Raw genomic sequence first — 21,621 nt, 5'->3', positions numbered from 1 at the left:
CCGCCACTGGGCCCACCACCGGGCCCACCACCGGGCCACCACTGGGCAGCACCGCTCCGCGGCACCGGCGAAGGTCCGGGCCGGGTCGCTGCCCGTCTGGGTGGCCCCGGCCGCCCGGCCGGGGCCCGGCCGGGTCAGGGTCGAGGTGCTCGACCGGGCCGACGCCTCCGGGCTGCTGCTGTCGGTGCGCCGCGCCGACGGCAGGGCCGAACCCGGCCCCGTGACCCTGACCGTCGACTACTCCGCCTTCAAGGACGCCTACGGCGGGGACTGGGCCGCGCGCCTGCGCCTGGCCCCCGCCCCGGGCGACGCGACCCCGGTCACCGGCGTCCGCAACGACCTCGAGGCCGCCACCGTCACCGCCGAGGTGTCGGTCGGCGCCGCGGCGAGCACGCTCGCGCTGAGCGCCGCGGCCGAGGGGCCGAAAGGCGACTACAAGGCCACCTCGCTCACGCCGTCCAGCATGTGGCAGGTCTCCGGGCAGAGCGGCGACTTCACCTGGTCGTACCCGCTGCGCACGCCGCCGGTGCCCGGGGAGCTCGCGCCGCCCCTGGCGCTCGCCTACTCCTCCGGCGCGGTGGACGGGCACACCGTCGCCACGAACAACCAGCCGTCCTGGATCGGCGAGGGCTGGAACCTGGCGCCCGGCTTCATCGAGCGCTCCTACCGGGGCTGCGCCGACGACCTCGGCGGCAACAACGGCCAGACCAAGACCGGCGACCTGTGCTGGGAGACCGACAACGCCACCCTGTCCTTCGGCGAGCAGTCGGGCCGGCTGGTCTTCGAGAACAACGCCTGGCGCCCGCAGGACGACGACGGCACCCGGATCGAGCGCCTGGTCCGCGCCGACAAGGACGCCAACGGCGACGACGACGGCGAGTACTGGAAGGTCACCACGACCGACGGCACGCAGTACCACTTCGGCCTCAACCGGCTGCCCGGCTGGACCTCCGGCCGGGCCACCACGGGGTCGGCCTTCACGGTGCCGGTGTTCGGCAACGACGCCGGCGAGCCGTGCCACCAGGCCACCTTCGCCGCCTCGGCCTGCCAGCAGGCCTACCGCTGGAACCTCGACTACGTCGTGGACGCGCACGGCAACTCGATGAGCTACTTCTACACCCAGGAGAGCAACCGCTACGCGCAGAACCTGGGCGCGGCCACCGGCACGTACGTGCGCGGCGGCACCCTGGCCCGGATCGAGTACGGCACCCGCGCCGGCGCCGAATACACCACGCAGGCGCCCGCCCGGGTCGTGTTCGAGCCCGCCGACCGCTGCGTGAGCGGCCAGAACTGCGCCGTCCACACCAACGTCGCCTGGCCGGACGTGCCCTGGGACACCGACTGCGCCGCGGCCTGCGGGGACCGGTACTCGCCCACGTTCTGGTCGGCGAAGCGGCTGGCCAAGATCACCACCCAGGTGTCCACGGGAGGCGGCGGCTACCGCGGCGTGGACCAGTGGGAGCTGGCGCACACCTACCCGCCGGCCAACGACGGCACCGGCGACCGGGCGCTGTGGCTGAACTCCGTCACCCAGACCGGCCTGGCCACCGGCACCGCGATCAAGCAGCCCGCCGTCACGTTCGACGGCACCATGATGGCCAACCGGGTCAACTCGGCCGGGGACGGCCTGCCCGCGCTGAACAAGCCCCGGATCACCACCATCACCACCGAGTCCGGCGGGGCGACCAACGTCAGCTACGCGCCGCCCGACTGCGCCCCCGGCTCCCTGCCCGCCGCGGCGGAGAGCAACACCAGGCGCTGCTTCCCGCAGCGCTGGGTGATGCCGCCCGCGACGACGCCGGTCAACGACTGGTTCCACAAGTACGTGGTGGCCAAGGTCGTCGAGGACGACCTCGTGACCGACGCCAAGGACATGGTGACCGGCTACGACTACGACACCGTCAAGGGCGGCGCGTGGGCCTACGACGACAACCCGCTCGTGCCCGAGAACCGGCGCACCTGGTCGGAGTGGCGCGGCTACGAGAAGGTCGTGGTCCGCAAGGGCGACCCGGCCAACGACGAGAACAAGCCCGAGTCCAGGACGTCGTACCTGTACTTCCGGGGCATGCACGGCGACCGGCTCAACGCCGCCGGCGGCGTCAAGGGCGTGGACGTCGTGGACTCCGCCGGCACCAGGACGCCCGACGCCGAGCCGCTGCGGGGCTTCCTGCGCGAGGAGATCACCTACAACGGCGTCAACGAGGTCACCGGGCAGATCCACGACCCGTGGACCCGGCTCACCGCCACCCAGGGCGCCGCGCGCGCCTACCAGGTCGAGGTGGCCAGGACCGAGACCCGCGAGCGGTACAGCACCGGCGGCTACCGCACCCAGCGGGTGGAGACCGCCTACGACGAGTACGGCAACGCGACCAGTGTCAACGACCTGGGCGACGTCGCCTCCACCGGCGACGACCAGTGCACCACCACCACCTACGCGCACAACCCGGCCCTGATGCTGGCGGAGTTCCCCAGCCGGACCATGACCGTGGGCGTGGCCTGCGGCGCGACTCCGGCGTACCCGGGTGACGCCATCGCCGACGTCCGGACGTCCTACGACGGGCAGGAGCCCGGCAAGGCGCCGCTGAGAGGAGACGTGACCAAGACGGAGAAGGCCGGCTCCTACACCGGCGGCACGCCCGCCTACCTGCCGGAGGAGTCCTCCGCCTACGACGCCTACGGCCGGGTGACGCTCTCGCGCGACGCGCTCCAGCAGGAGACCGCCACCGCCTACACCGAGGCCGACGGGCTGACCACTCAGACCAGGACGACCAACCCGCTCGGCCACACGGTGACCGCCACCCTCGACCCGGCCCGGGGGAGCACCCTGGAGGAGAAGGACGCCGACGGCCGTACGACCTCGACCGTGTACGACGCGCTCGGCCGTACGGTGCGGGTGTACAAGCCCGGCCGCACCGAGGCCGGCGGCGACAGCCCCAACCTGCGCTTCGAGTACGGCGTGAACCGCGGCGGCGGCCCGAACTGGGTGTTCGCCAGCACGCTGCGGCCCAACGGCAACCACGTGGCCTCGTACACGCTGTACGACGGCTTCCTGCGCTCCCGGCAGACCCAGGAGCCCAGCCCGGCCGGCGGCCGGATCCTGACCGACACGCTGTACGACTCGCGCGGCCTGGTCAGCGTCGAACGGTCGGCCTACCACGACACGAGCGCCCCGGGGAAGGCGCTCTACCAGCCGGTCGGCGGCAAGGTGCCCGGCGCGACCGTCACCACCTACGACGGGGCCGGGCGGACGACCAACGAGATCTTCCTCAAGCTCAACGTCGAGCAGTGGCGCACCACCACGTCGTACAGCGCCAACTGGGTGAGCGTGATCCCGCCCGAGGGCGGCACCGCGACCACCACGTGGACCGACGCCCGCGACCGGACGACGGCGCTGGTGCAGTACCACGGCCGCACCCTGACCAGCCCGTCCGACGTCACCCGCTACGGATACACCAAGCGCGGCGACCTGGCCAAGGTCGTGGACGCGGCGGGCAACGTGTGGCGCTACGGCTACGACGTGCTCGGCCGCAAGATCAGGGCCGAGGACCCCGACAAGGGCGTCTCGACGATGACGTACGACAACGACGACCAGCTCCTGACCACCACCGACGCCCGCGGCAGGACCGTCGCCTCGGTCTACGACAAGCTCGGCCGCGTCGTGGAGACCCGCCAGGGCTCCGCCACCGGCCCGCTGCTGACCGAGAACGTCTACGACACGCTGGCCAAGGGCTCGCTGACCTCCGCCACCCGCTACGCCGGCGGGCAGCCGTACGTCAGGGAGATCACCGGCTACGACGAGGCGGGCCGCCCCGCGGGCACCTCGGTGCGCATCCCGGAGACGGAGGAGCAGCTCGCCGGGACCTACACGACGACCACGACGTACGCGGTGGACGGCAGCCCCGCCACCAAGACCCTGCCCAAGCTCGGCGACCTCGAGAAGGAGACGCTCGCCTACGGCTACGACGACCTCGGCCGTCCCGACACGCTCAGCGGCGAGCTGACCTACGTCACCGACACCGAGTACAACCAGCTCGGCGAACCGGCCCAGCGCGAGCTGGGGGCCGGGGGCACGCGGTTGTGGCGCACCACGTACTACGAGGAGGGCACCCGCCGCGTCACCGAGACGCTCACCGAACGCGAGAAGGTCAACGGCATCATGGTGAACGACCTCACCTACGCCTACGACCCCACCGGCAACGTCAAGCGGGTCACCGACCGCACCACCGGCCAGACCCGGGACACCCAGTGCTTCACCGTGGACCACCTGCGCCGCGTCACCGAAGCCTGGACCCAGTCGAGCGACACCTGCGCGGCCACCGCGTCGGCGTCGGTGATCGGCGGCCCCGCGCCGTACTGGCACCAGTACGCCTACGACGCCACCGGCAACCGCAGGACCAGGACGGCCAAGGGCACGGGCGGCGCCGCCGACCAGGTGACCACCTACGCCTACCCGGACCCGGGCGACGGCGTGGTCCGGCCGCACGCGGTGACCGGCACGACGACGGGCACGACGAGCGCGTCCTACGCCTACGACGCCGCCGGCAACACCACCGCCCGTCCGGGCGTCACCGGGGCCCAGACCCTGACCTGGGACGACGAGGGACGCGTCGCCTCGATCACCGAGGCCGGCAAGACCACGTCCTACCTCTACGGCGCGGACGGCGAGCAGCTCATCCGCCGCGATCCGGGCGCGGTGACGTTGTTCCTCGGCGACGGGGAAGTGCGCCTGGCCACCGCCACCGGCTCGACCCGGGGCACCCGCTACTACGAGGAGCTCGGCACCCGCACGGGCGACGGCTTCTCCTGGACGATCGCCGACCACCACGGCACGTCCCTGACCGCCGTGGACGCCCTCACCCTCGCCACCACCTCCCGGCGGCAGGACCTGTTCGGCGCGCCGCGCGGGACGGGCGGCGACTGGCCCGCCGGAGCCCGCGGGTTCGTCGGCGGCGTGGCCAACCCGGAGACTGGGCTGACCCGGCTGGGCGCGCGCGAGTACGACCCGGGCTCGGGCCGGTTCCTGTCCGTCGACCCGGTGATCGACCCGTTCGACCCGCAGCAGATGAACGCCTACGCCTACGCGGGCAACAACCCCGCCACGATGACCGACCCCGACGGGCTCAGGCACCTGGAGGGCGACAACCCGCGCGGCAGCTACAACAAGCCCGGCGTCAAGCCCAAGAAGAAGACGCTCAAGAAGCTGAGGAAGCCGGTGTGGAAGCCGCCGGTGCGCAAGCTGAAGAGGCCGGCGAGGAAGGCGCCGGACCGGAGGGTCCCGCCCAGGCGGCCGATCTCCATCGCGCACATGAAGGACTTCGGCGGCCGGTGCGAGGGCGGCCGGGACTACTGCAAGAGCCTGTCCGCGGTGCTGGCCGCGCGCAGCCGCGCCGAGCAGCACGACTGGAACGGCGCGGGCGGCCCGCGCGGCCACGTGGGCGGCGCTCCCACCGGGGTCGTCGTGCAGAACTTCGGCTCGTTCCTCAGGCAGGAGACCACCTACGTGGACGGGATGCTCGTCAAGGAGAGCAGGTACACCAAGTCGCCGTGGCTCGGCGACACCTGGCGGCTCACCTACGAGCGCGACGCCGTCAACCACACCATCTACAACCCGGGTGGCGTGCGGACCGTGGCGTTCGGGAGCTGGAAGGAGGCCGCAATGTGCTTCGGCGGGGTCGCGGCGGCCGCGGGCAGCATCCTGGTGGCGGCCGGCACGGTGGCGGCGGCGCCGGGCACCGGCGGCGCGTCGCTCGCGGGGACCGGCGGGGCCATCACGGTCGCGGCCGGGGCGACCGCGGTGGCCGCGGCGAGCTGCTGACCAGGCCCTGAGCCGGTGAAGGGCCGTGCCTCGGTGACGATCAGTCGCCGGGGCACGGTCGTGCCCGGGAGGCGTGCTCGCGGACCAGGCCGTGCAGCCGGTAGCGGCCGGGCGCGGTCTCCCGCAGGAGGTGCACCTCCAGCAACTCATCGAGCAGCCGCTCCGCCTGCCGCGCGGACGTCCCGAGCAGCCCGGCGGCGGCCCCCGCCCCGAGGTCCCCGCCGCCGGGGTGTGTGCCGAGCAGCCGGTACGCCCGCCGCAGGCCGGGGGAGAGCCGGTCGTAGGACAGGTCCAGGGCGGCGGCGACGTCGTGCCGTCCGGCCCGCAACTCGGCCAGCCGGTCGCCGGCCAGCCGGTCGAGCAGGTGGTGCACGCTCCAGGTGGCGTGTTCCCGCAGCCGGGCGGCGGCCACGCGGACGGCCAGCGGCAGCCGCCCGCAGCGCTCCACCACCTCGGCCAGCACCTCGTCCGGCACGTCCGCGACCCGCTCGGGCCCGGCCACCCGGGTGAACAGGGCGATCGCCGCCGCGGCCGGCAGCACGTCCAGCGGCAGGTTCGCGACGTCGGCCAGGCCGCTCAGCCGGCGGCGGCTGGTGACGATCACCCGGCAGCCCGGCCCGGCCGGCAGCAGCGGCAGGATCTGGTGCTCGTCGGCGGCGTCGTCCAGCACGATCAGCACCTCGCGCTCGGCCAGCACGCTGCGGTAGAGCGCGGCACGGTCGTCGAGGTGCTCGGGGACGTCCTGGCCGGGCACGCCGAGCGCGCGCAGCAGGCGCGCCAGGGCCGCGCCCGGCTCGACCGGGAGCGTGGCGCGCGCATGGCCGTGCAGGTTCACGAAGAGCTGCCCGCCGGGGAAACCGGGTGCGAGCCGGTGGGCGGCGTGCACCGCCAGCGCCGTCTTGCCCGTCCCCGCCATGCCCTCCACGGAGACGACCGGCGCCGTGCGGTCGCCCTCCAGCGCGGCCAGTTCCCCTTCCCGCCCGGCCAGCGCCGCGACGTCGGCGGGCAACTGCCGGGGCACGATCACCGTGGTCGCGGTCCCGCTCCCGGCCGGGCCCTCGCCCTCGCCAGGCAGGCCGCGCGTGACGGCCGCCAGCAGCGCCCGCTCCTCGCCGTCCAGCCCCAGCGCCTGCGCCAGCAGCACGATCGACCTGGTACGCGGCTGCCAGAGCCCGCCGTTCTCCAGCCGCCGGACGGTCCGGACATTGAGGCCCGCCCGTTCGGCCAGCTCCTCCTGGGTCATCAGCGCCCGCTTGCGCCAGCCGCGCAGCAGCCCTCCGGAAGAGGGCGCGGCGTCGGCGTCCCGCGCGATGTCGAGCAGAGGCATACGTCCTGAGTGCAAGGTGTCTCCCGCCATCCCCCGTCGAGGACCTCCCCAGGCCCGCCACCCCGGCGGGCCGGTCCTCCCGATCTCTCGGCAGCACGTCCATCGAAACCATGTTCGGGCCGTTCCAGCCACCGGCGGGACGAGATTGGACGGAATCGGACGACGCGGTTGGTGCGGGTGGCCGCGATTTGTCAGAATGACCGCCATGATCGAGCGGGGGGACCGTCCGGACGAGGTATGCCCCTACCAAGGTCTGGCCCCCTTCGAGGCGGGCAGGTCCGAGCTGTTCTTCGGACGTACGCGGGCGACCCGCGACCTGCTCGGACGCCTGGGCCGGCGGCTGGCCGGGCACGGGTCGATCCTGCTGGTCACGGGAGCCTCGGGGGTCGGCAAGTCGTCGCTGCTGCGGGCGGGCCTGATCCCGGGGGTGGCGCGGGACGGGCTGCCCGGCACCGGCGAGCGGACCTGGCGGTGCCTGCTCACCACCCCCACCGCCAAGCCGCTGCAGGCGCTGTCCGAGACGCTGCCCGACGCTCCGGCTGAAGGACGGGAGCCGGACGACCGCGTGCTCCTCGTCGTCGATCAGTTCGAGGAACTGTTCACCCTGGTGAGCGACGAGCAGGAGCGCCAGGAGTTCGTGGCCGCCCTGCACGCCCTGACCGAGGGCCCGCGCGGAGCCGGCGTGATCATCGGCGTGCGCGCCGACTACTGGGAACGCTGCGCCGCCTACCCGCAGTTCGCCGAGGCCATCCAGGACGGCCAGGCCATCGTCGAGCCGATGACGGAGCCCGACCTGCGCCTGGCCATCACCGGCCCCGCCGCCACCGCCGGTCTGACGATCGAGCCCGGCCTCGTCGAGACCATCCTCGACGAGCTGCGCGCCGGGCGGGCCCCCGGCGAGCGCTTCCAGGCCGGCGCGCTGCCCCTGCTCTCCCAGGCGCTGCGCAACACCTGGGACAGACGCGCGGACGGCACCCTGACCCTCCGCGGCTACGAGGAGTCCGGCCGGGTGCGCGACTCCGTGCGCCGCACCGCCGACGAGGTGCTCGACCGGCTGCCGCCGGAGGACCGCAAGGCCGCGCTGCGGATCTTCCGCCGGTTGACCCTGATCACGGCGGGCGGGCAGGTGGCGCGGCGCGGCGCGCGGCTGGCCGAGATCCACGCCGCCGCCTCCGCGCACACGCCGCGACGACGCGAGCAGGTCGAGGCGCTGCTGTCCGCGTTCGCCGGCCGCCGCCTGCTCACCCTGCACGAGGACAGCGTCGAGATCGCCCACGACGCCCTCCTGACCGCCTGGCCCACCCTGCGGCGCTGGCTCGAACCCGACCTCACCGCGCAGGCCGTCTACGACGGGCTGGTGGAGGCCGCCGGCCTGTGGGCCGGCAACCACCGCGACCCGGCCTTCCTCTACCGGGGCGCCCGGCTGCTCGCGGTGGACGACAGCCGGCCCCGCTGGGAGCGCGACCCCGACAGCTACCCGCCGCCCGGCCCCGTCGTGGAGGGCTTCGTCGCGGCGTCCACGCGGGAGGCGCGGCGGGCCGGCCGGCGCCGGCGACTGGTGGTGGGCGGCCTCGCCGTGCTGTCGGTGCTCGCCCTCGTCGGGGCCGCCGCCGCCGTCAACGCCGCGGGGGAGGCCGTCGCGCAGCGCCGGGTGGCGACCTCCCGCCAGCTCGCCGCGCAGAGCGAGGTCACCGGCGACGTCACCATGGCCGCGCTGCTGGCCGTGACGGCCTGGCGGATCGCCGAGACCGACGAGGCCCGCAACCGCCTGCTGTCCGCGGCCACCCGCACCGGCCGCGGGATCCTCACCGGGCACACGCGCGGCGTGTCGTCCCTGGCCTTCAACGCCGGCGGCACGCTCCTGGTGACGGGCGGCGACGACGGCACCGCCCGCGTGTGGGACACGGCCTCGCGGCGGCAGCTCGGCGCGCCCATCACCCGCGCCACGTACGAGTGCTCGGGGGTCGAGCTGGCCCTCAGCCCCGACGGCCGGACGCTGGCCACCGCCTGCCTCAACGTCGTCCGGTTCTACGACGTGGCCACCCGCCGCGAGCTGGGGCCCGCGATCGAGCACGAGGAGGTCGTCTCGGCGCTCGCCTACGACCCGGCCGGCGCGACCCTCGTGACCGGCGACTTCAGAGGCGTCGTCCGGCGCTGGGACGCGGCCACGCACCGCCCGCACGGCCCGCCCATGGGCCGCCCCGACCACGGGCCCGACCTGGCGAACATCGTGCGCAGGGTGGCCTTCAGCCGCGACGGCACGAACCTGGCCGTCGCGAGCGGCCAGGCCGTGCGGATCTGGGACCCGGCCACGTCCCGCCCCCGGGGCGCCCCGCTCGCCGAGCAGGCCGGCCAGGTCCTCGACGTCACCTTCAGCCCGGACGGCGCGACGCTCGCGACCGTGAGCCGCGACAACGCCGTCCGGCTGTGGAGCCCGGTCACCCGCGAGCAGACCGGCGTGCTCAAGGACCGCGGGGCCGGGTTCAACGCGGTCGCCTTCAGCCCCGACGGCACCCGGATCGCCACCGGCGGGACCTCCGGCCGCACCGTCGTGTGGGACACCGCCAGCAGGCAGCAGGTGTTCGCGCTGGCCGACAACGTCGTCGGCGTCGAGCGGGTGGCCTTCAGCCCCGACGGCCGGCTGCTGGCCGCCGCGAGCGACGACGGCCTGGTCCGCCTGGCCGACCCGTGGGTCCACCAGCAGATCGGCCCGCCGATGGCCGCGCAGTCCGCCGTCGCGCTGAGCCGCGACGGCCGCACACTGGCCACCGGCGTCGCCGACGCCCGCAGCCCCGGCATCCAGCTCTGGGACGTGGCCACCCAGCGGCCCCTCGGCCCGCCGCTGCACGCGGGAAGCGTCCGCCGCTCGGTGACCGGCCTGGCCTTCTCGCCCGACGGGCGCACCCTCATGGCCTCCGGCTTCGACGGCCTGCGGCTGTGGGACGTCGCCGCCCGCCGGGAGATCGCCCACGACGCCGCGTTCAAGGGCCTGGCCGAGTTCAGCCGCGATGGCAGGTTCGCCGCCGTCCAGCACGAGGAGGCCATCGCCATCTGGGACGTCGCGACCCGCCGCGAGGTCGGGCCGCGCATCCGCGTCCCCGGTCACACCGACGTCCTCACGGGCCTGGCGATCAGCCCCGACGGCGCCACCCTGGCCAGCACGGGCTTCGACGCCCGGGTGCGGCTGTTCGACGTGGCCTCCCGACGCCAGCTCGACAACCCGCCGCCCGGGGCCGCCGGCGGGCTGATCAACGACCTGGCCTTCAGCCCCGACGGCCGGATGCTGGCCTACACGGCCGACGACGACGCCGTGCGGCTGTGGGACGTCGCGCGCCGCCGCCCGTCCGGCATCGCGCTGATCGCCGCGGACACCGCGCCCGCCGCACTGGCCTTCAGCCCGGACGGCGAGATTCTCGCCACCGGCCTGCTGAACGGCGACGTGCTGCTGTGGGACCTGCGCACCCACCGGCCGCTCGGCGCGCCGATGACCGGCCACACCAGCGGCGTGACGGCGCTCGCCTACGCCGGGGACGGCGCGTCCGTCGTCACGGTCGCCGGCGACGGCAGCGCGCGGCTCTGGAACGCCACCGTGCCCGCCGACCTGCTGGCGGCGGCGTGCGCCAACGCGGGCCGCTCGCTCACCCGCGAAGAATGGGAGAATCTCGTCAAGCAGGAGGAGTATCGCCCGACGTGTCCGTGACCTTCGATCCCACCACGGAGAAAACCGGCATGTTCCTGCGAGGGCTACGACGGCGGACGGGCCGGCCCGTCCCCGAGCTGGTCGGCCTGTTCCGGTCGATCATCGACGGTGGCCGTGACCACCACCCGATCGCCTCCGACTTCCTGGAGCACTTCATGGACGGCGCGGGCGGGTCGAGGACGATGTCGCAGCGCTGGCTGCGCTCGTTCAAGGTGATCAGGAGGGCCGAGCGCAAGAACCGGCGCCGCTTCGAACGCCAGCTCACCCGGCGGGCCCGGCTGCTGGACGACCACGGCTCGGACTGGCTGCGCGACCACTGGGACGCGCGGATCAACGCCTTCATCGGCACCGAACTGTTCTACGTGAGCCGGATGAGCCTGCTGCGCTCGCACGGCTCGTTCGTCCTGACCAGGGACGGGCGGCAGGTGAAGGTCTCCGGGACGGTCCGCCACCGCTGGTTCGACCCCTACGACTGGGACCGGGGCCGCTGGGTCTACATCCCCCGGCACGGGTTCGTCCCCATCGCGGTCGGCCGGGAGCTGGTGGAGGCCGACGAGGCGCGCGACTTCCTGATGGAGGCGCGCCACGTGCAGACGCTGGAGGGCGTGTGCACGTGGGGGCGGTGGCCCCGGCGCGGCCGGGCGACGTTCACCTGGGCGCTGGTGAGGACGGAGCGATGAACGGCGCGGAACGCCCGGGTCCGCCCGGCCCGGCCGAGGCGGGCGGCGCGGAGGGCTTCGTCCGGTCGCTGGTGCTGCTCAGGCGGTGGGCGGGGGAGCCGTCCCTGAGCAGGCTGCGCTCGCTCGGCGGGCAGACGGCGGCCTCCGACGGGACCATGGTGGACGCGCTGCCGAAGAGCACGACCTCGCACGTGTTACGGCAGGGCGGGCGGCTGCCGCGGTGGGAGTTCGTCCGGGCCTTCGTCACCGCGTGCCTGCGGTCCTGCGAGCATCCGCCCGAGCTGATCCCCGGGGAGCTCGAACGCTGGCGCGCGGCCAGGGCCACCCTGGCGGGCCTGGCCGCGCCCACCCTCCCCGGGCCGGGTGAGGCCGGGCCCGCACGTGCCGAGCAGGAGGCGACCGCGCCCGCACGGCCCGAGCCGGGGGAGGCCGCCCTCGCGCCGCCTTCGCCCGGAGCCGGAGGGGCGGCCGGTTCCGAGGCGCCCCGGACCGGTACCGGAGAGCCGCCCGGTTCCGGGCCGCCCGGTTCCGGGGCGCCCGGTTCCGGGGCGGCCGGGCTCGGGGTGGGGGAGCGTGCGGCGACGGTCGCGGTGCGGGCCGACGGGCCGGATCCGGCGGTCGAGCTGCTGGGCAAGGGGCTGCTCGGCGGCTACGACATCGCCCCCGTCTCCTTCGGCCCCGTCCCGCACGCCGCCCGTCCCGGCACCCCCGGCGCGGCCGTGGAGGACCTGCACACGATCGGCCGGTTCTTCGGCGGCCTGCGCTCCCGGCGGCTGCTGGTCGTGGGCGAGTCCGGCGCGGGCAAGACGGTGCTCGCCATCGAGCTGGTGCTGCAACTGCTGGACCCCGCGCTGACCCCCGGCGGAGCGCCCGAGCAGCCCCGGATGGTGCCGGTCCGGCTGAACGCGGCCCGCTGGACCCCGGGCCGGCCGTTCGAGCGGTGGCTGGCCGAGCAACTCGTCCAGGACTTCGGGCTGGCCACCGAGGACGCGCTGCGCCTGGTGCGCGACCGCCGGGTGCTGCCGGTCGTGGACGGGCTCGACGAGCTGGACCCCGAGCCGGCGGCCGGCGCCCCCCGCCGGGCCATCGGCCTGCTGGCCGAGCTCAACCGCTACAGCGACCTGTCCGGACGACGGCAGGGCGCGGTCGTCGTGACCTGCCGGGCCGACCGTCACGCCGAACTGCGCGAGGCCGGCGCGGGGCTGGACAACGCCACCCGGATCCACCTCCACGACCTGACCGCCGGGCAGATCGCCGCGTACCTGCGGGCCCGCTGGCCGGACGACCACCCCTGCGCCGACCACCGCGACGGCATCCAGGAGGCGCTGGACGGGCCGGCCGGCCGGACCGTGCACACCGCGCTCGCCACCCCGTGGCGGCTGCTGCTGACCGTCACCGCCGTGGAGTCCGGGGGCGACCCGCACGAGCTGCTGCGCGCCGATCCGCACGCCGACCCCCGCGACGGGGCCGAGCGGATCGCGCGGCGGCTGCTGGAGGCGTACGTCCCGGCGGCGACCCGGCTCGCGCCGCGCGCCGCGCACGGCACGCCGTACCAGCCGGCCCAGGTGCGGGCGTGGCTCGTGCGCCTGGCCGCCCACCTGCGCTGGCAGGCCGCCCGCACCGCCGGGGCGGACCGGCCGCCGCCCGGCCTGACCGCGATCGACCTCGTCCCGCACCTGCTGTGGCCGATCGGCGGCTGGCACCTGGTCCGGGTGCTGCACTGCCTGTGCTCGGTGCTCCTCGCGGTCGTCGCCATGCTGGCCTTCTGGACCGGTTCCGCGATCGACGACCTCGACGGGCCGCTCGCCGGCGCCGGTCCGGAGCGGCTGCTCACGCTGGCGCTGATGACGTCGTGGGTGGGCATCGTGACCGGCCTGTCGTTGTCGCGCTGGCCGGCCGCGGCGGGCGGGCGGGCCAACGTCCCGCGGCGGCGGCGGGTGACCGGCGCCCTGCTCGGGGCCCTGGCGGGGGCGCCCGCCGGGGTGCTCGGGGGGCTCGCCGGGCTCGTCCTGACCGGGGGAGAGATCTTCGGGCCCGCGTTCGCCGTCGGCGCGGGCGGGACCGGCGGGCTGACGCTCGGCGCGGTCGTCGGGCTGACCGCCGCCGGCCGGAGCGGGACCGAGCGCATGACGGTCGCGGAGGCGATCCGCGCCGAGCCCGTCACGCTGACGGGGTTCGGGCTGTGCGGGGCGCTGACCGGGCTCGCACCGCTGCGGCTGGCCGACGCCGGCCCGCTGCCGCTGGCCGCGGGTGTGGCCGGCGCGTTCGTGCTGGCCTTCGCGCTCGGGGTGGTGTTCAAGATCGCCGCGGGCGGGTGGAGCATGGACGCCGAACTGGCCCACCCGCGCGAGGCGCTGCACCGCAACCCGACGACCGGGGTGGCCTTCGGCCTGACCGGCGGGGTCGCCGCCTTCCTGGTGTTCGTGATGAGCCAGGACGTCGTCGAGTCGCTGGTGTGCGCGCTCATCGGCGGCGTCACCTTCGGCCTGGCCTTCGGCGCGCTCGCCTGGACCCGCACCATGATCGGCCTGGTCGTCGCGGCCACCCGGGGGCTGCTCCCGCTGCGGTTGTGGGCCTTCCTCGACTGGGCGTGCGAGGCCCGGCTGCTGCGCGTCAGCGGGGCCACCTACCAGTTCCGGCACCGCGAGCTCCAGGACTTCCTGACCGGCCCGGAGCGCGTCGGCGACAGGTAGGGCATGGTTGACACCGCCCCCCAAACCCCATGAAACTCTCCCGAAACAACACGTACTTACGGTAAACGTTTACAGGAGTGTCGATGCCCGTACCCCGATGGATCGCGGCCGGCGCGCTCGCCGTCCTGGCCGCGCTCGCCCTGACCGTCACGCCCGGTCAGACGGACACGCGGGCGGCCGGGACGCTCGCCACCGGCAGCGCGCCCTCACCGGCCCTGCGCGAGGACATCGCCTACAACGTCTACTTACCGGCCCGCTACGACCGCGACACCGCCCGCTACCCCGTGCTCTACCTCCTGCACGGCCGCGGCGACAGCATGCAGGCGTGGACCCGGGTGCGCACGACCCTCGACGACATGATCCGCACCAGGCGCATCCCGCCGGTCATCGCCGTCATGCCGGACGCCCCCTGGAGCGAACGCGGCAACTGGTACGTGGACTCGCGCTACACCGGCGACGACCTCCCCGGCCGCCCGGTGGAGACGGCGCTGACCCGCGACCTGGTCAAGCACGTGGACGCCACCTACCGGACGGCCCCCATCAGGCAGGCCCGCCTGGTCGGCGGCTACTCGATGGGCGGCGCGGGCGCGCTGCGGTTCGCGCTGGCGCACCAGGACCTGTTCGGGGCCGCCGCCGTGCTCAGCCCCGCCGTCTACACGCCGCTGCCGCCGTCGGACTCCTCCGCCCGCGACTACGGCGCGTTCGGCCGCGACGGCGCGAAGTTCTCCGACCGCCGCCCTGTACAACGCCGCCAGGCGCGCCCCCGCGATCTCCGCCCAGCTCCGCGTCCTGGCCGGCGGCCACGACTGGACGGTCTGGACCCCCGCCTTCGAGCAGGCCATGGCCGAACTCGGCCCCGGCTTGAGCGTCACCCCGCCGACGGGGCTGCCCGCCCCGCTGCACGGCACGCCCGGCACCGACTGGGCCGGCGGCGTCGCCGCCCACGCCGACGGCAGCCTGACCGTCGGGTACGCCGCGTCCGGCCCGGTGCACGGCCAGGAGCACGCCGGCCGCCTGGACGCCGTGCTGACCCGGACCGGGGCCCGGACCGGGGCCTGGACCAGGCAACTCGGCACGGCGGCTGACGAGCGCCTGTACGGCGTGGCGGCCCTGCCGGACGGCGGCGTGCTCGCGGCCGGCTACACCAAGGGCGACCTGGACGGCCGGCACGCCGGGAACACCACGGACGACGCGTTCGTGGTCAGGCTCGACGCCGACGGGAAGACCCGCTGGATCACCCAGTTCGGCGCCCCGGACGCGGCCGACCGCCTGTACGGCCTGGCCGCCGCTCCCGACGGCGGCGCTTACGTGGCCGGCTACACCAAGGGCGCGCTCGACGGCCCCAACGCCGGCGACAAGGACGCCATCGTCGCCCGCCTCACCCCCGACGGCGAGCTGGCCTGGATCCGCCAGTACGGCGGCCCCGGCGAGGACAAGGCGACCGGCGTCGCCGCCGACGCCACCACCCTCTACCTGACCGGCAGCGCCACCGCCGCCCTGCCCGGCACCACCGCGCTCGGCGGCCTGGACGGCTGGATCGCCGCCTACTCCCCGGACGGCGTCAGGAAGTGGGCCGCCACCGCCGGAGGCGCGGGCGACGACCGGCTGAACGCGGTCACCGTCACCACGACCGGCCTGGCCGTGGCCACGGGCGCCGCGTCGGGCGACGCGCTCACCGTCGCCTACGACGGCCGGGGCAAGAAGCGCTGGGAGCACACGCTCGCCACGCCGTCGGCGGACGAGGGCGCGGCCGTGACCGCCCGTCCCGGCGGTGAGGTGACGGTCGCCGGTTACACCCGGGGCCGGGTCGGCGTGCAGGCCGGCGGGGCCGACGTCGTGACCGTGCGGCTGGACGCGAAGGGCGTCCAGCGCGGCGCGGCCCAGCTCGGGACGGCCCGCGACGACGCCGTGGACCCGTTCGCGGAGCCCAACCTGTACGCCGCCACGACGTCCGACGGCCAGGTGGCGATCAGCGGCCTGACCTACGGGAGCCCGGAGGGCGGCGCGGCCCCGGGCAACGGGGACGTCTTCCTGGCCACCGTGCCGGGCTGACCCGCTCCCGCCCACCTGATGGGCCCGTCACGACGGGTCCATCAGGTGGCTCTCCCAGGCCCAGGCCGCGATCTCGACCCGGTTGCGCACGCCCAGCTTGGCCTGGACGCCCGACACGTGCCCCTTGACCGTGCTGAGCGAGATGAACAGGCGATCGGCGATCTCCTGGTTGGTGCGTCCTCTGGCCACCGCCCGGACGATCTGGGTCTCCCTCGGTGTCAGGGGCTGTGCGGGCGCGCGGGCGGTGCTCCGGCCCGCGCGGTCGGCGAGGTGGCGCAGTAGCCGCAGGGTGATCGACGGCGAGATGAGCGCGTCGCCGGCGTGCGCGGCCCGTACAGCCTCGACCAGCAGGCCGGGGCCGGCGTCCTTCAGCACGAAGCCGGCCGCGCCGCCGCGCAGCGCGTCGTGGACGTACTCGTCCAGGTCGAAGGTGGTGACCATGACCACTCGAGGCGGGGCGTCGGCCAGTGCACGGGCGACCTCGATCCCGTCGAGGCGGGGCATCTGGATGTCCACGAGGCACACGTCCGGGCGCGTCCTGCGGGCCTGTTCGATCGCCTCGACGCCGTCGCGGGCCTCGGCGACCACGGTGATGTCGGGCTGGTCCTCGAGGATGATCCGCAGGCTGGCCAGGATCATCGCCTGGTCGTCGGCCAGCAGCACCCGGATGGTCACGGCCGCTCCCGCACGGGCGCGGGCGGCGTCATCGGCGCCGGCCGGTGGGGATGGTGGCGCGGACGGTCCAGCCGGAGCCGGGGCGGGGGCCGGCGGCCAGGGTGCCGCCGAGGGCTTCGAGGCGTTCGCGCATGCCGATGAGGCCGTAGCCGGCGCGGCGGCGGGCGGTCGTGTGCGGGGCGTCGTCCTCGACCACGACCGTGACGGCCCGCTCGTCCTGGGTGATGTCGACGGTGACCGCGCGGGCGTGCCGGGCGTGCCGGGAGACGTTGGTCAGCGCCTCGCGCACGACCCGGTACACGGTGCTGCGCACCTCGGCCGGCCAGTCGTCCGGCTCGGCGTCGAGTCGCAGGCGGGCCCGCCTGCCATGGCTTTCGAAGCCTTCGACCAGCTCGCCGAGCCGTTCGTGGCCCGCGCCGCCGGAGCCGGGCTCGCGCAGGAGGCCGACCACGCGACGGGTCGCGGCCAGCGCCTCGGACCCGGCGGTCTCGATGCCGGCGAAGGAGCCGGCGCTCTTCTCCGGGTGCTTGCGGGTGACGAGCTGGGCGGCCTGGGCCTGGAGCACGATGCTGGTGATGTGGTGGGCCACGACGTCGTGCAGTTCCCTGGCCAGGTCGAGGCGCTCGGCCCGCCGTACCCGCTCGGCGGCGGCGCGGCGGCGGACGGCCAGCAGCCGGGAGGCCAGCCCGATCGCCACGGCGGCGAGCCAGGCCAGGCCGCCCAGCACCGGCACGGCCGACCCCGGATGGGCGAGGAGACCGCCCGCCGGCACGGCCATCCCCGCGGCGGCGAGCGCGCCGGCCGGGACGGCGGGCAGCGTCCTGACCGCGGAGCCGACGAGCACCGCCAGACCGAGGGACGTGGCGGGGCCGGGCTCGGCGGGCAGCCGGGCGAGCAGGGCGACGACGACGGCGGACGCGGCCACGGCCAGGCCGGCGACGGCCGTCCACCGCCGGGCCCGGCGGCGCAGCAGGGCGAGCAGGCCCACCGACGCGCCGACGGCCGCGCCGAACACCCAGTATCCGGCGCCCCAGGATTCGGCGACCCGGTACGCCTGGAAGGCGACGACCAGCGCGAACACCACGCCGAGCCCGGCGTCGGCGGTCACCGCGCGGCGATCCGGAACATGCACGGTGTCCAGGTTAGGGTGAGGGCCCCGGCGGCTTGTACCGGCCGAAAGTACTGGGATGTTCCCTGCTTTGAGTCGATGTGGGGCCGGGTCCTGGCTCGCAGGATGAGGTCCCATGTCATCTGAAGTACGTCAAGGACGCCCCCGGATCGCGGCGCTGGACGTGATCCGCGGATTCGCGTTGTGCGGGATCCTGCTGGCCAACGTCCGGCCGATCGCCGACGCCGGCGGGGTGGTCGTGTCGGAGACCCAGGCGAGCGCCGCGCACGCCTGGCTCGGGCTGCTCGTCGACCAGCGGTTCTACCCGATCTTCTCGGTGCTGTTCGGCATCGGGTTCTCGCTGCTGCTGCGCTCGGCGGCGGAGCGGACCGCCCGGCCCCGGCTGTTGCTGCTGCGCAGGCTGCTGGCGCTGCTCGCGCTGGGCCTGGCACATCACCTGCTGCTCTGGCAGGGCGACATCCTGGCCGTCTACGCGGTCGTCGGGCTGGTCGTGCTGCTGCCCTCGACCTGGTTGCCTCGCTGGGCGGTGGCCGGGCTGGCGCTCGCGCTCCTGACCGGGGCGCTGGTGCTGGCCGCCGGGCAGTTCGCGGTGGTTCCCGGCCTCTTCCTGCTGGGCTCGGCGCTGACCCGGTACGGAGTGATCGACCGCATCGAGCGCTCGGCCCGCGTTCCCGCGCTTCTCGGCGTCCTGTTCGCCGCCCTGGCGGTGCCCGCGTCCCTGCTGCAGGCCGGGGAGGTGCGCTTCGCCATGGCCCTGGCCGGCCTGCTGATCGCGGGCGGGTACGTCTGCGGGCTGCTCGTGCTGCTCAGGACGCCGCTGCGGCCCGTGCTGGAGGCCGTCTTCGCGCCGCTGGGACGGATGGCGCTGACCAACTACCTGACCGCCACCATGCTCGTGCTGATGGCCGCCGCGCTGCTGGGCGGCGCGCCGCACGAGTGGCCGCTCGCCTGGGTCCTGATCATCGCGGGCGCCATCCTCCTCCTCCAGTGGCTCTGGTCCACCCTCTGGCTCGGCCGCTACCGCCAGGGCCCGATCGAGTGGCTGTGGCGCTGGGCCACCTGGGCCCGCCGCCCCGCCCTGCGCACGTCCTGACCCCGCCCCTCAGCCCAGCCGGGGCACCCGCCTGCGACCACCACCAAACACAACGGACGTTGTTCGCAGGTATTGACGCCGGTCGTGAGACCGTTCAGGCTCACAGGTGCGCAAGGAGTCGCAAGCCCGAAACGTAGGAGATCGTCATGGCGCTAGCGTTCTACGGCAAGGACCCCGACAACCCGGGCAACAACTGCCCGGCCGTCTTCAGGGAGCCCGTTACGGGTGACTTCTTCTTCCAAGGCGCGACCGTGACGGACCCCGAGACGCTTGCGTGGGTCAATGACAAGAGCCCGATTCTGGACAGCGAATCGGTTGTGCGCCTTCCGGCGCGCATGATCGAGATCATCATGGAGGCATGCCGTGGCGGACTTCAGCGAACTCCTGGCGACGTGTGAGCGCACTGCGTTCAAGCTGGAGATGCGCGACCAGTACATGACCGGCGACCCTGGTTATCTGGCCTGGGAAGCCGGTGATGTCGACGAGGCCGTCCGTCGGTATTCGGGCTGGACGGCCACGGCACAGGCGGCTGTCGCGCGCGGGGTGGCGATGCATCGCGTCCGCATCGTGTCAGAGCCTGTCAGCACCTATATCTCTTTCGAGCACGCGGTTACTCCCGGCGTCAATCTGTCTGCCGGAGAGGTGATCAGGTGGCTGCCTCGGAGTTCGGCGTCTGACCTCGCTCTGCCGGGAAACGATGTGTGGATCTTCGATGACAAGTTGGTTCAGTTCTGTCATTTCGCTGGAGACGGCGCATGGGTCTCCAATGACGAGACCGACGACGTCGGCACGGTGAAGCTTTGTGCTGCCGCATTCGCGGCTGCATGGGAGCGGGCGACCGATCATCTGGAGTATCGGATCTGACTGACCGACTGATCACATCAGCTCCATAGATCCATGCACAGTTCGCACTCACCCAGTTCTAGCGCCCAGGCGGCCAGGCAGGCTCTTGCGCTGCGGTTACGTGACATCCGCCTTGATGCTCACCTGAACGCCAGGGCACTCGCCGCTCTCGCCGGCTGGCACGAGTCCAAGACCTCGCGGATCGAGAACGCCAAAAAGCAGCCGTCCGAAAGCGATGTGGCCGCTTGGGTGCAAGCCTGTGGGGTCCCCGGCCTGCTGCCTGAGTTGATCGCCGAGCTTCGTGCGGTGGACTCGGCGTGGCTGGACTGGCGGCGGGCCGAAAAGACCGGCTTGACCCATCTGAACGTCGCAGTGCGTGAGCTGTATGAACGCACCCGGCTTTATCGGTCATATTGTCAGGACGTCATCCCAGGTCTTCTTCAGACGGCCGGGTACACCACGGCGACGTTGGCGGCCATCCGCGACGGCAGAAAAGTGCCGGTGGATGATGTCGCCGATGCTGTCGCCGAGCGTATGGCCCGTCAGCACATCCTTTACGAGGGCGATCACCGGTTCGTCTTCATCCTGGAGGCGGCAGCGCTCACCTATCGGCGTGGCGGGCCTGAGGTGATGATCGGACAGCTCGGGTATCTGCTGGAGGCCATGGCCCTGCCATCGGTGTCCCTGGCCGTGATCCCGCCCGACGTCGAGCGTGCGGGCCGCTGGCCTGTCGAGAACTTCTACGTCTTCGATGACGTGCAGGCCAACGTGGAGTTGGTCTCAGGCTTCCTCACGATCACTCAACCGCGAGAGATCGAGATGTACACCGAGGCGTTCCTGCACTTCCACGAAATTGCCGTTTTCGGACGAGAAGCCCGAGCTCTAATCAAGCGAGCGATGGACTCCTTCGAGTAGCCGTCGGCAAGTATCCGCAAGTTTGTGGAGTCGCCGAAGCGCGCCCTCCTACCGTCGAGGCATGGCGGGCACACACACATCAGGTTCGGATGCCGTACTGCTCTGTCGGCCGATCACCGAGGAGACGGCGGCGGAGCAGAGCGCGGCCCTCGACCTGGTTCTGACGCACCTGACGACTACCGGCATTCACGCTGAACTGATCAAGCGGCAGGTTCCGACCCGGTGCGCGATCAGGCTGTACGCGAGCGAGGAGTCTCTTTGGCATCCTCCGGAACTCGTGATCTACGCCGACGCCGGATGGCGGGTCGCCACGGTGTCCATCGGGGAGCGCTCCGGTAGTTACCTGGTTGCGCTGGCACGCGTCGGGGCAGGCGACGAGCCGCGGGCCGCCAGGGTGGAGGTCGTACCGGCGATTCTGCCTGGGCGTGTTGCCCTCCTGGTGGCGCGGCAGACGGCGGTTCCCGCAACGCCGGAGGGACGCCATGGGTCGGCGATCGGCGCATAGTTCCAAAGCAGCAGGGCGGCACCACCGGCCGACGCCCGTACGAGAGCGTGAGCGGCAGCACGACCGTCCCGTATGCCGTGTCCGAGCGCAACCGGCTCGGACGGCGGGCGCACGAACGCCCCGCCGACGTGCTGGAACCGCATCGCCAAGGCGCTGGCCGAATGCCCGATGCTGCGCCGGGACCCCGCCTTCCG

The 21,621-nt window shown here is 73.9% G+C and carries 14 protein-coding genes; 11 read left to right on the top strand and 3 right to left on the bottom strand.

From position 1 onward, the window contains the following. The coding region (locus FAF44_RS54665; protein WP_272894535.1) for an RHS repeat-associated core domain-containing protein at window positions 1–5,815 on the top strand (5,815 nt) is incomplete at its 5' end. Between the two features lie 40 nt (window positions 5,816–5,855). Here FAF44_RS54665 and FAF44_RS15260 read toward each other — a convergent pair. After that, on the bottom strand, window positions 5,856–7,142 hold the full coding sequence (locus tag FAF44_RS15260) for a helix-turn-helix domain-containing protein (RefSeq protein ID WP_237103803.1): 1,287 nt from the start codon (window positions 7,140–7,142) through the stop codon (window positions 5,856–5,858). A gap of 205 nt (window positions 7,143–7,347) precedes the next feature. On the opposite strand from FAF44_RS15260, the gene FAF44_RS15255 reads away from it, so the two are divergent. The 5 genes from FAF44_RS15255 (at window position 7,348) to FAF44_RS56380 (ending at window position 16,267) form a co-directional block, all read left to right on the top strand. Continuing rightward, window positions 7,348–10,842 carry a hypothetical protein gene (locus FAF44_RS15255; RefSeq protein ID WP_237103802.1) on the top strand — a complete coding sequence of 1,165 codons (3,495 nt, stop codon included), beginning with the start codon at window positions 7,348–7,350 and terminating at the stop codon, window positions 10,840–10,842. Further along, window positions 10,833–11,522, top strand: coding sequence for a hypothetical protein (locus tag FAF44_RS15250; protein WP_237103801.1), 690 nt, complete (start codon window positions 10,833–10,835; stop codon window positions 11,520–11,522). Before FAF44_RS15255 ends, FAF44_RS15250 begins: the two co-directional genes overlap by 10 nt. Then, window positions 11,519–14,215: an NACHT domain-containing protein gene (locus FAF44_RS54660; protein WP_272894534.1), complete on the top strand. Its 2,697-nt coding sequence runs from the start codon at window positions 11,519–11,521 to the stop codon at window positions 14,213–14,215. Before FAF44_RS15250 ends, FAF44_RS54660 begins: the two co-directional genes overlap by 4 nt. Before the next feature lie 83 nt (window positions 14,216–14,298). Beyond that, on the top strand, window positions 14,299–15,300 hold the full coding sequence (locus FAF44_RS15235) for an esterase family protein (protein ID WP_237103799.1): 1,002 nt from the start codon (window positions 14,299–14,301) through the stop codon (window positions 15,298–15,300). Next, the gene (locus tag FAF44_RS56380) at window positions 15,203–16,267 is read left to right on the top strand and encodes an SBBP repeat-containing protein (protein ID WP_368857760.1); all 1,065 of its coding nucleotides are present in this window, start codon (window positions 15,203–15,205) and stop codon (window positions 16,265–16,267) included. The genes FAF44_RS15235 and FAF44_RS56380 overlap by 98 nt, the downstream gene beginning before the upstream one ends. 27 nt (window positions 16,268–16,294) lie before the next feature. Here the strand turns inward: FAF44_RS56380 and FAF44_RS15230 are convergent, their stop codons facing one another. Both FAF44_RS15230 and FAF44_RS15225 read right to left on the bottom strand, forming a co-directional pair. After that, window positions 16,295–16,942, bottom strand: coding sequence for a response regulator transcription factor (locus FAF44_RS15230; RefSeq protein ID WP_237103798.1), 648 nt, complete (start codon window positions 16,940–16,942; stop codon window positions 16,295–16,297). 28 nt (window positions 16,943–16,970) lie between these two features. Continuing rightward, window positions 16,971–18,074 carry a sensor histidine kinase gene (locus tag FAF44_RS15225; protein WP_237103797.1) on the bottom strand — a complete coding sequence of 368 codons (1,104 nt, stop codon included), beginning with the start codon at window positions 18,072–18,074 and terminating at the stop codon, window positions 16,971–16,973. 112 nt (window positions 18,075–18,186) lie between these two features. Between FAF44_RS15225 and FAF44_RS15220 the strand changes: the two genes are divergently transcribed. From FAF44_RS15220 to FAF44_RS15200, 5 genes are all read left to right on the top strand, one after another. Beyond that, window positions 18,187–19,164, top strand: coding sequence for a DUF418 domain-containing protein (locus FAF44_RS15220; protein WP_237103796.1), 978 nt, complete (start codon window positions 18,187–18,189; stop codon window positions 19,162–19,164). Window positions 19,165–19,310: 146 nt separating this feature from the next. Beyond that, on the top strand, window positions 19,311–19,562 hold the full coding sequence (locus FAF44_RS15215) for a hypothetical protein (protein WP_237103795.1): 252 nt from the start codon (window positions 19,311–19,313) through the stop codon (window positions 19,560–19,562). After that, entirely contained in the window at window positions 19,528–20,028 is a 501-nt protein-coding gene (locus FAF44_RS15210) for a DUF6879 family protein (protein ID WP_237103794.1), read from the top strand. Before FAF44_RS15215 ends, FAF44_RS15210 begins: the two co-directional genes overlap by 35 nt. A gap of 33 nt (window positions 20,029–20,061) precedes the next feature. Next, window positions 20,062–20,922, top strand: coding sequence for a DUF5753 domain-containing protein (locus tag FAF44_RS15205; RefSeq protein ID WP_237103793.1), 861 nt, complete (start codon window positions 20,062–20,064; stop codon window positions 20,920–20,922). Window positions 20,923–20,983: 61 nt separating this feature from the next. Continuing rightward, the gene (locus tag FAF44_RS15200) at window positions 20,984–21,427 is read left to right on the top strand and encodes a hypothetical protein (RefSeq protein WP_237103792.1); all 444 of its coding nucleotides are present in this window, start codon (window positions 20,984–20,986) and stop codon (window positions 21,425–21,427) included. The last annotated feature ends 194 nt before the right edge of the window (window positions 21,428–21,621 follow it).

Origin of the sequence: Nonomuraea sp. MG754425 (assembly GCF_021699195.1) — a bacterium.
Classification (GTDB): Bacteria; Actinomycetota; Actinomycetes; order Streptosporangiales; family Streptosporangiaceae; genus Nonomuraea.
This window is presented reverse-complemented; position numbering and strand designations above follow the sequence as displayed.

What these genes read in the sequence shown, in the direction of transcription:
- FAF44_RS15200 (WP_237103792.1), top strand. Translation starts at nt 20,984, where the DNA reads ATGGCGGGCACACACACATCAGGTTCGGATGCCGTACTGCTCTGTCGG.
- FAF44_RS15255 (WP_237103802.1), top strand. Translation starts at nt 7,348, where the DNA reads ATGATCGAGCGGGGGGACCGTCCGGACGAGGTATGCCCCTACCAAGGT.
- FAF44_RS54660 (WP_272894534.1), top strand. Translation starts at nt 11,519, where the DNA reads ATGAACGGCGCGGAACGCCCGGGTCCGCCCGGCCCGGCCGAGGCGGGC.
- FAF44_RS15235 (WP_237103799.1), top strand. Translation starts at nt 14,299, where the DNA reads ATGCCCGTACCCCGATGGATCGCGGCCGGCGCGCTCGCCGTCCTGGCC.
- FAF44_RS15205 (WP_237103793.1), top strand. Translation starts at nt 20,062, where the DNA reads ATGCACAGTTCGCACTCACCCAGTTCTAGCGCCCAGGCGGCCAGGCAG.
- FAF44_RS15260 (WP_237103803.1), bottom strand. Translation starts at nt 7,142, where the DNA reads ATGCCTCTGCTCGACATCGCGCGGGACGCCGACGCCGCGCCCTCTTCC.
- FAF44_RS15220 (WP_237103796.1), top strand. Translation starts at nt 18,187, where the DNA reads ATGTCATCTGAAGTACGTCAAGGACGCCCCCGGATCGCGGCGCTGGAC.
- FAF44_RS15215 (WP_237103795.1), top strand. Translation starts at nt 19,311, where the DNA reads ATGGCGCTAGCGTTCTACGGCAAGGACCCCGACAACCCGGGCAACAAC.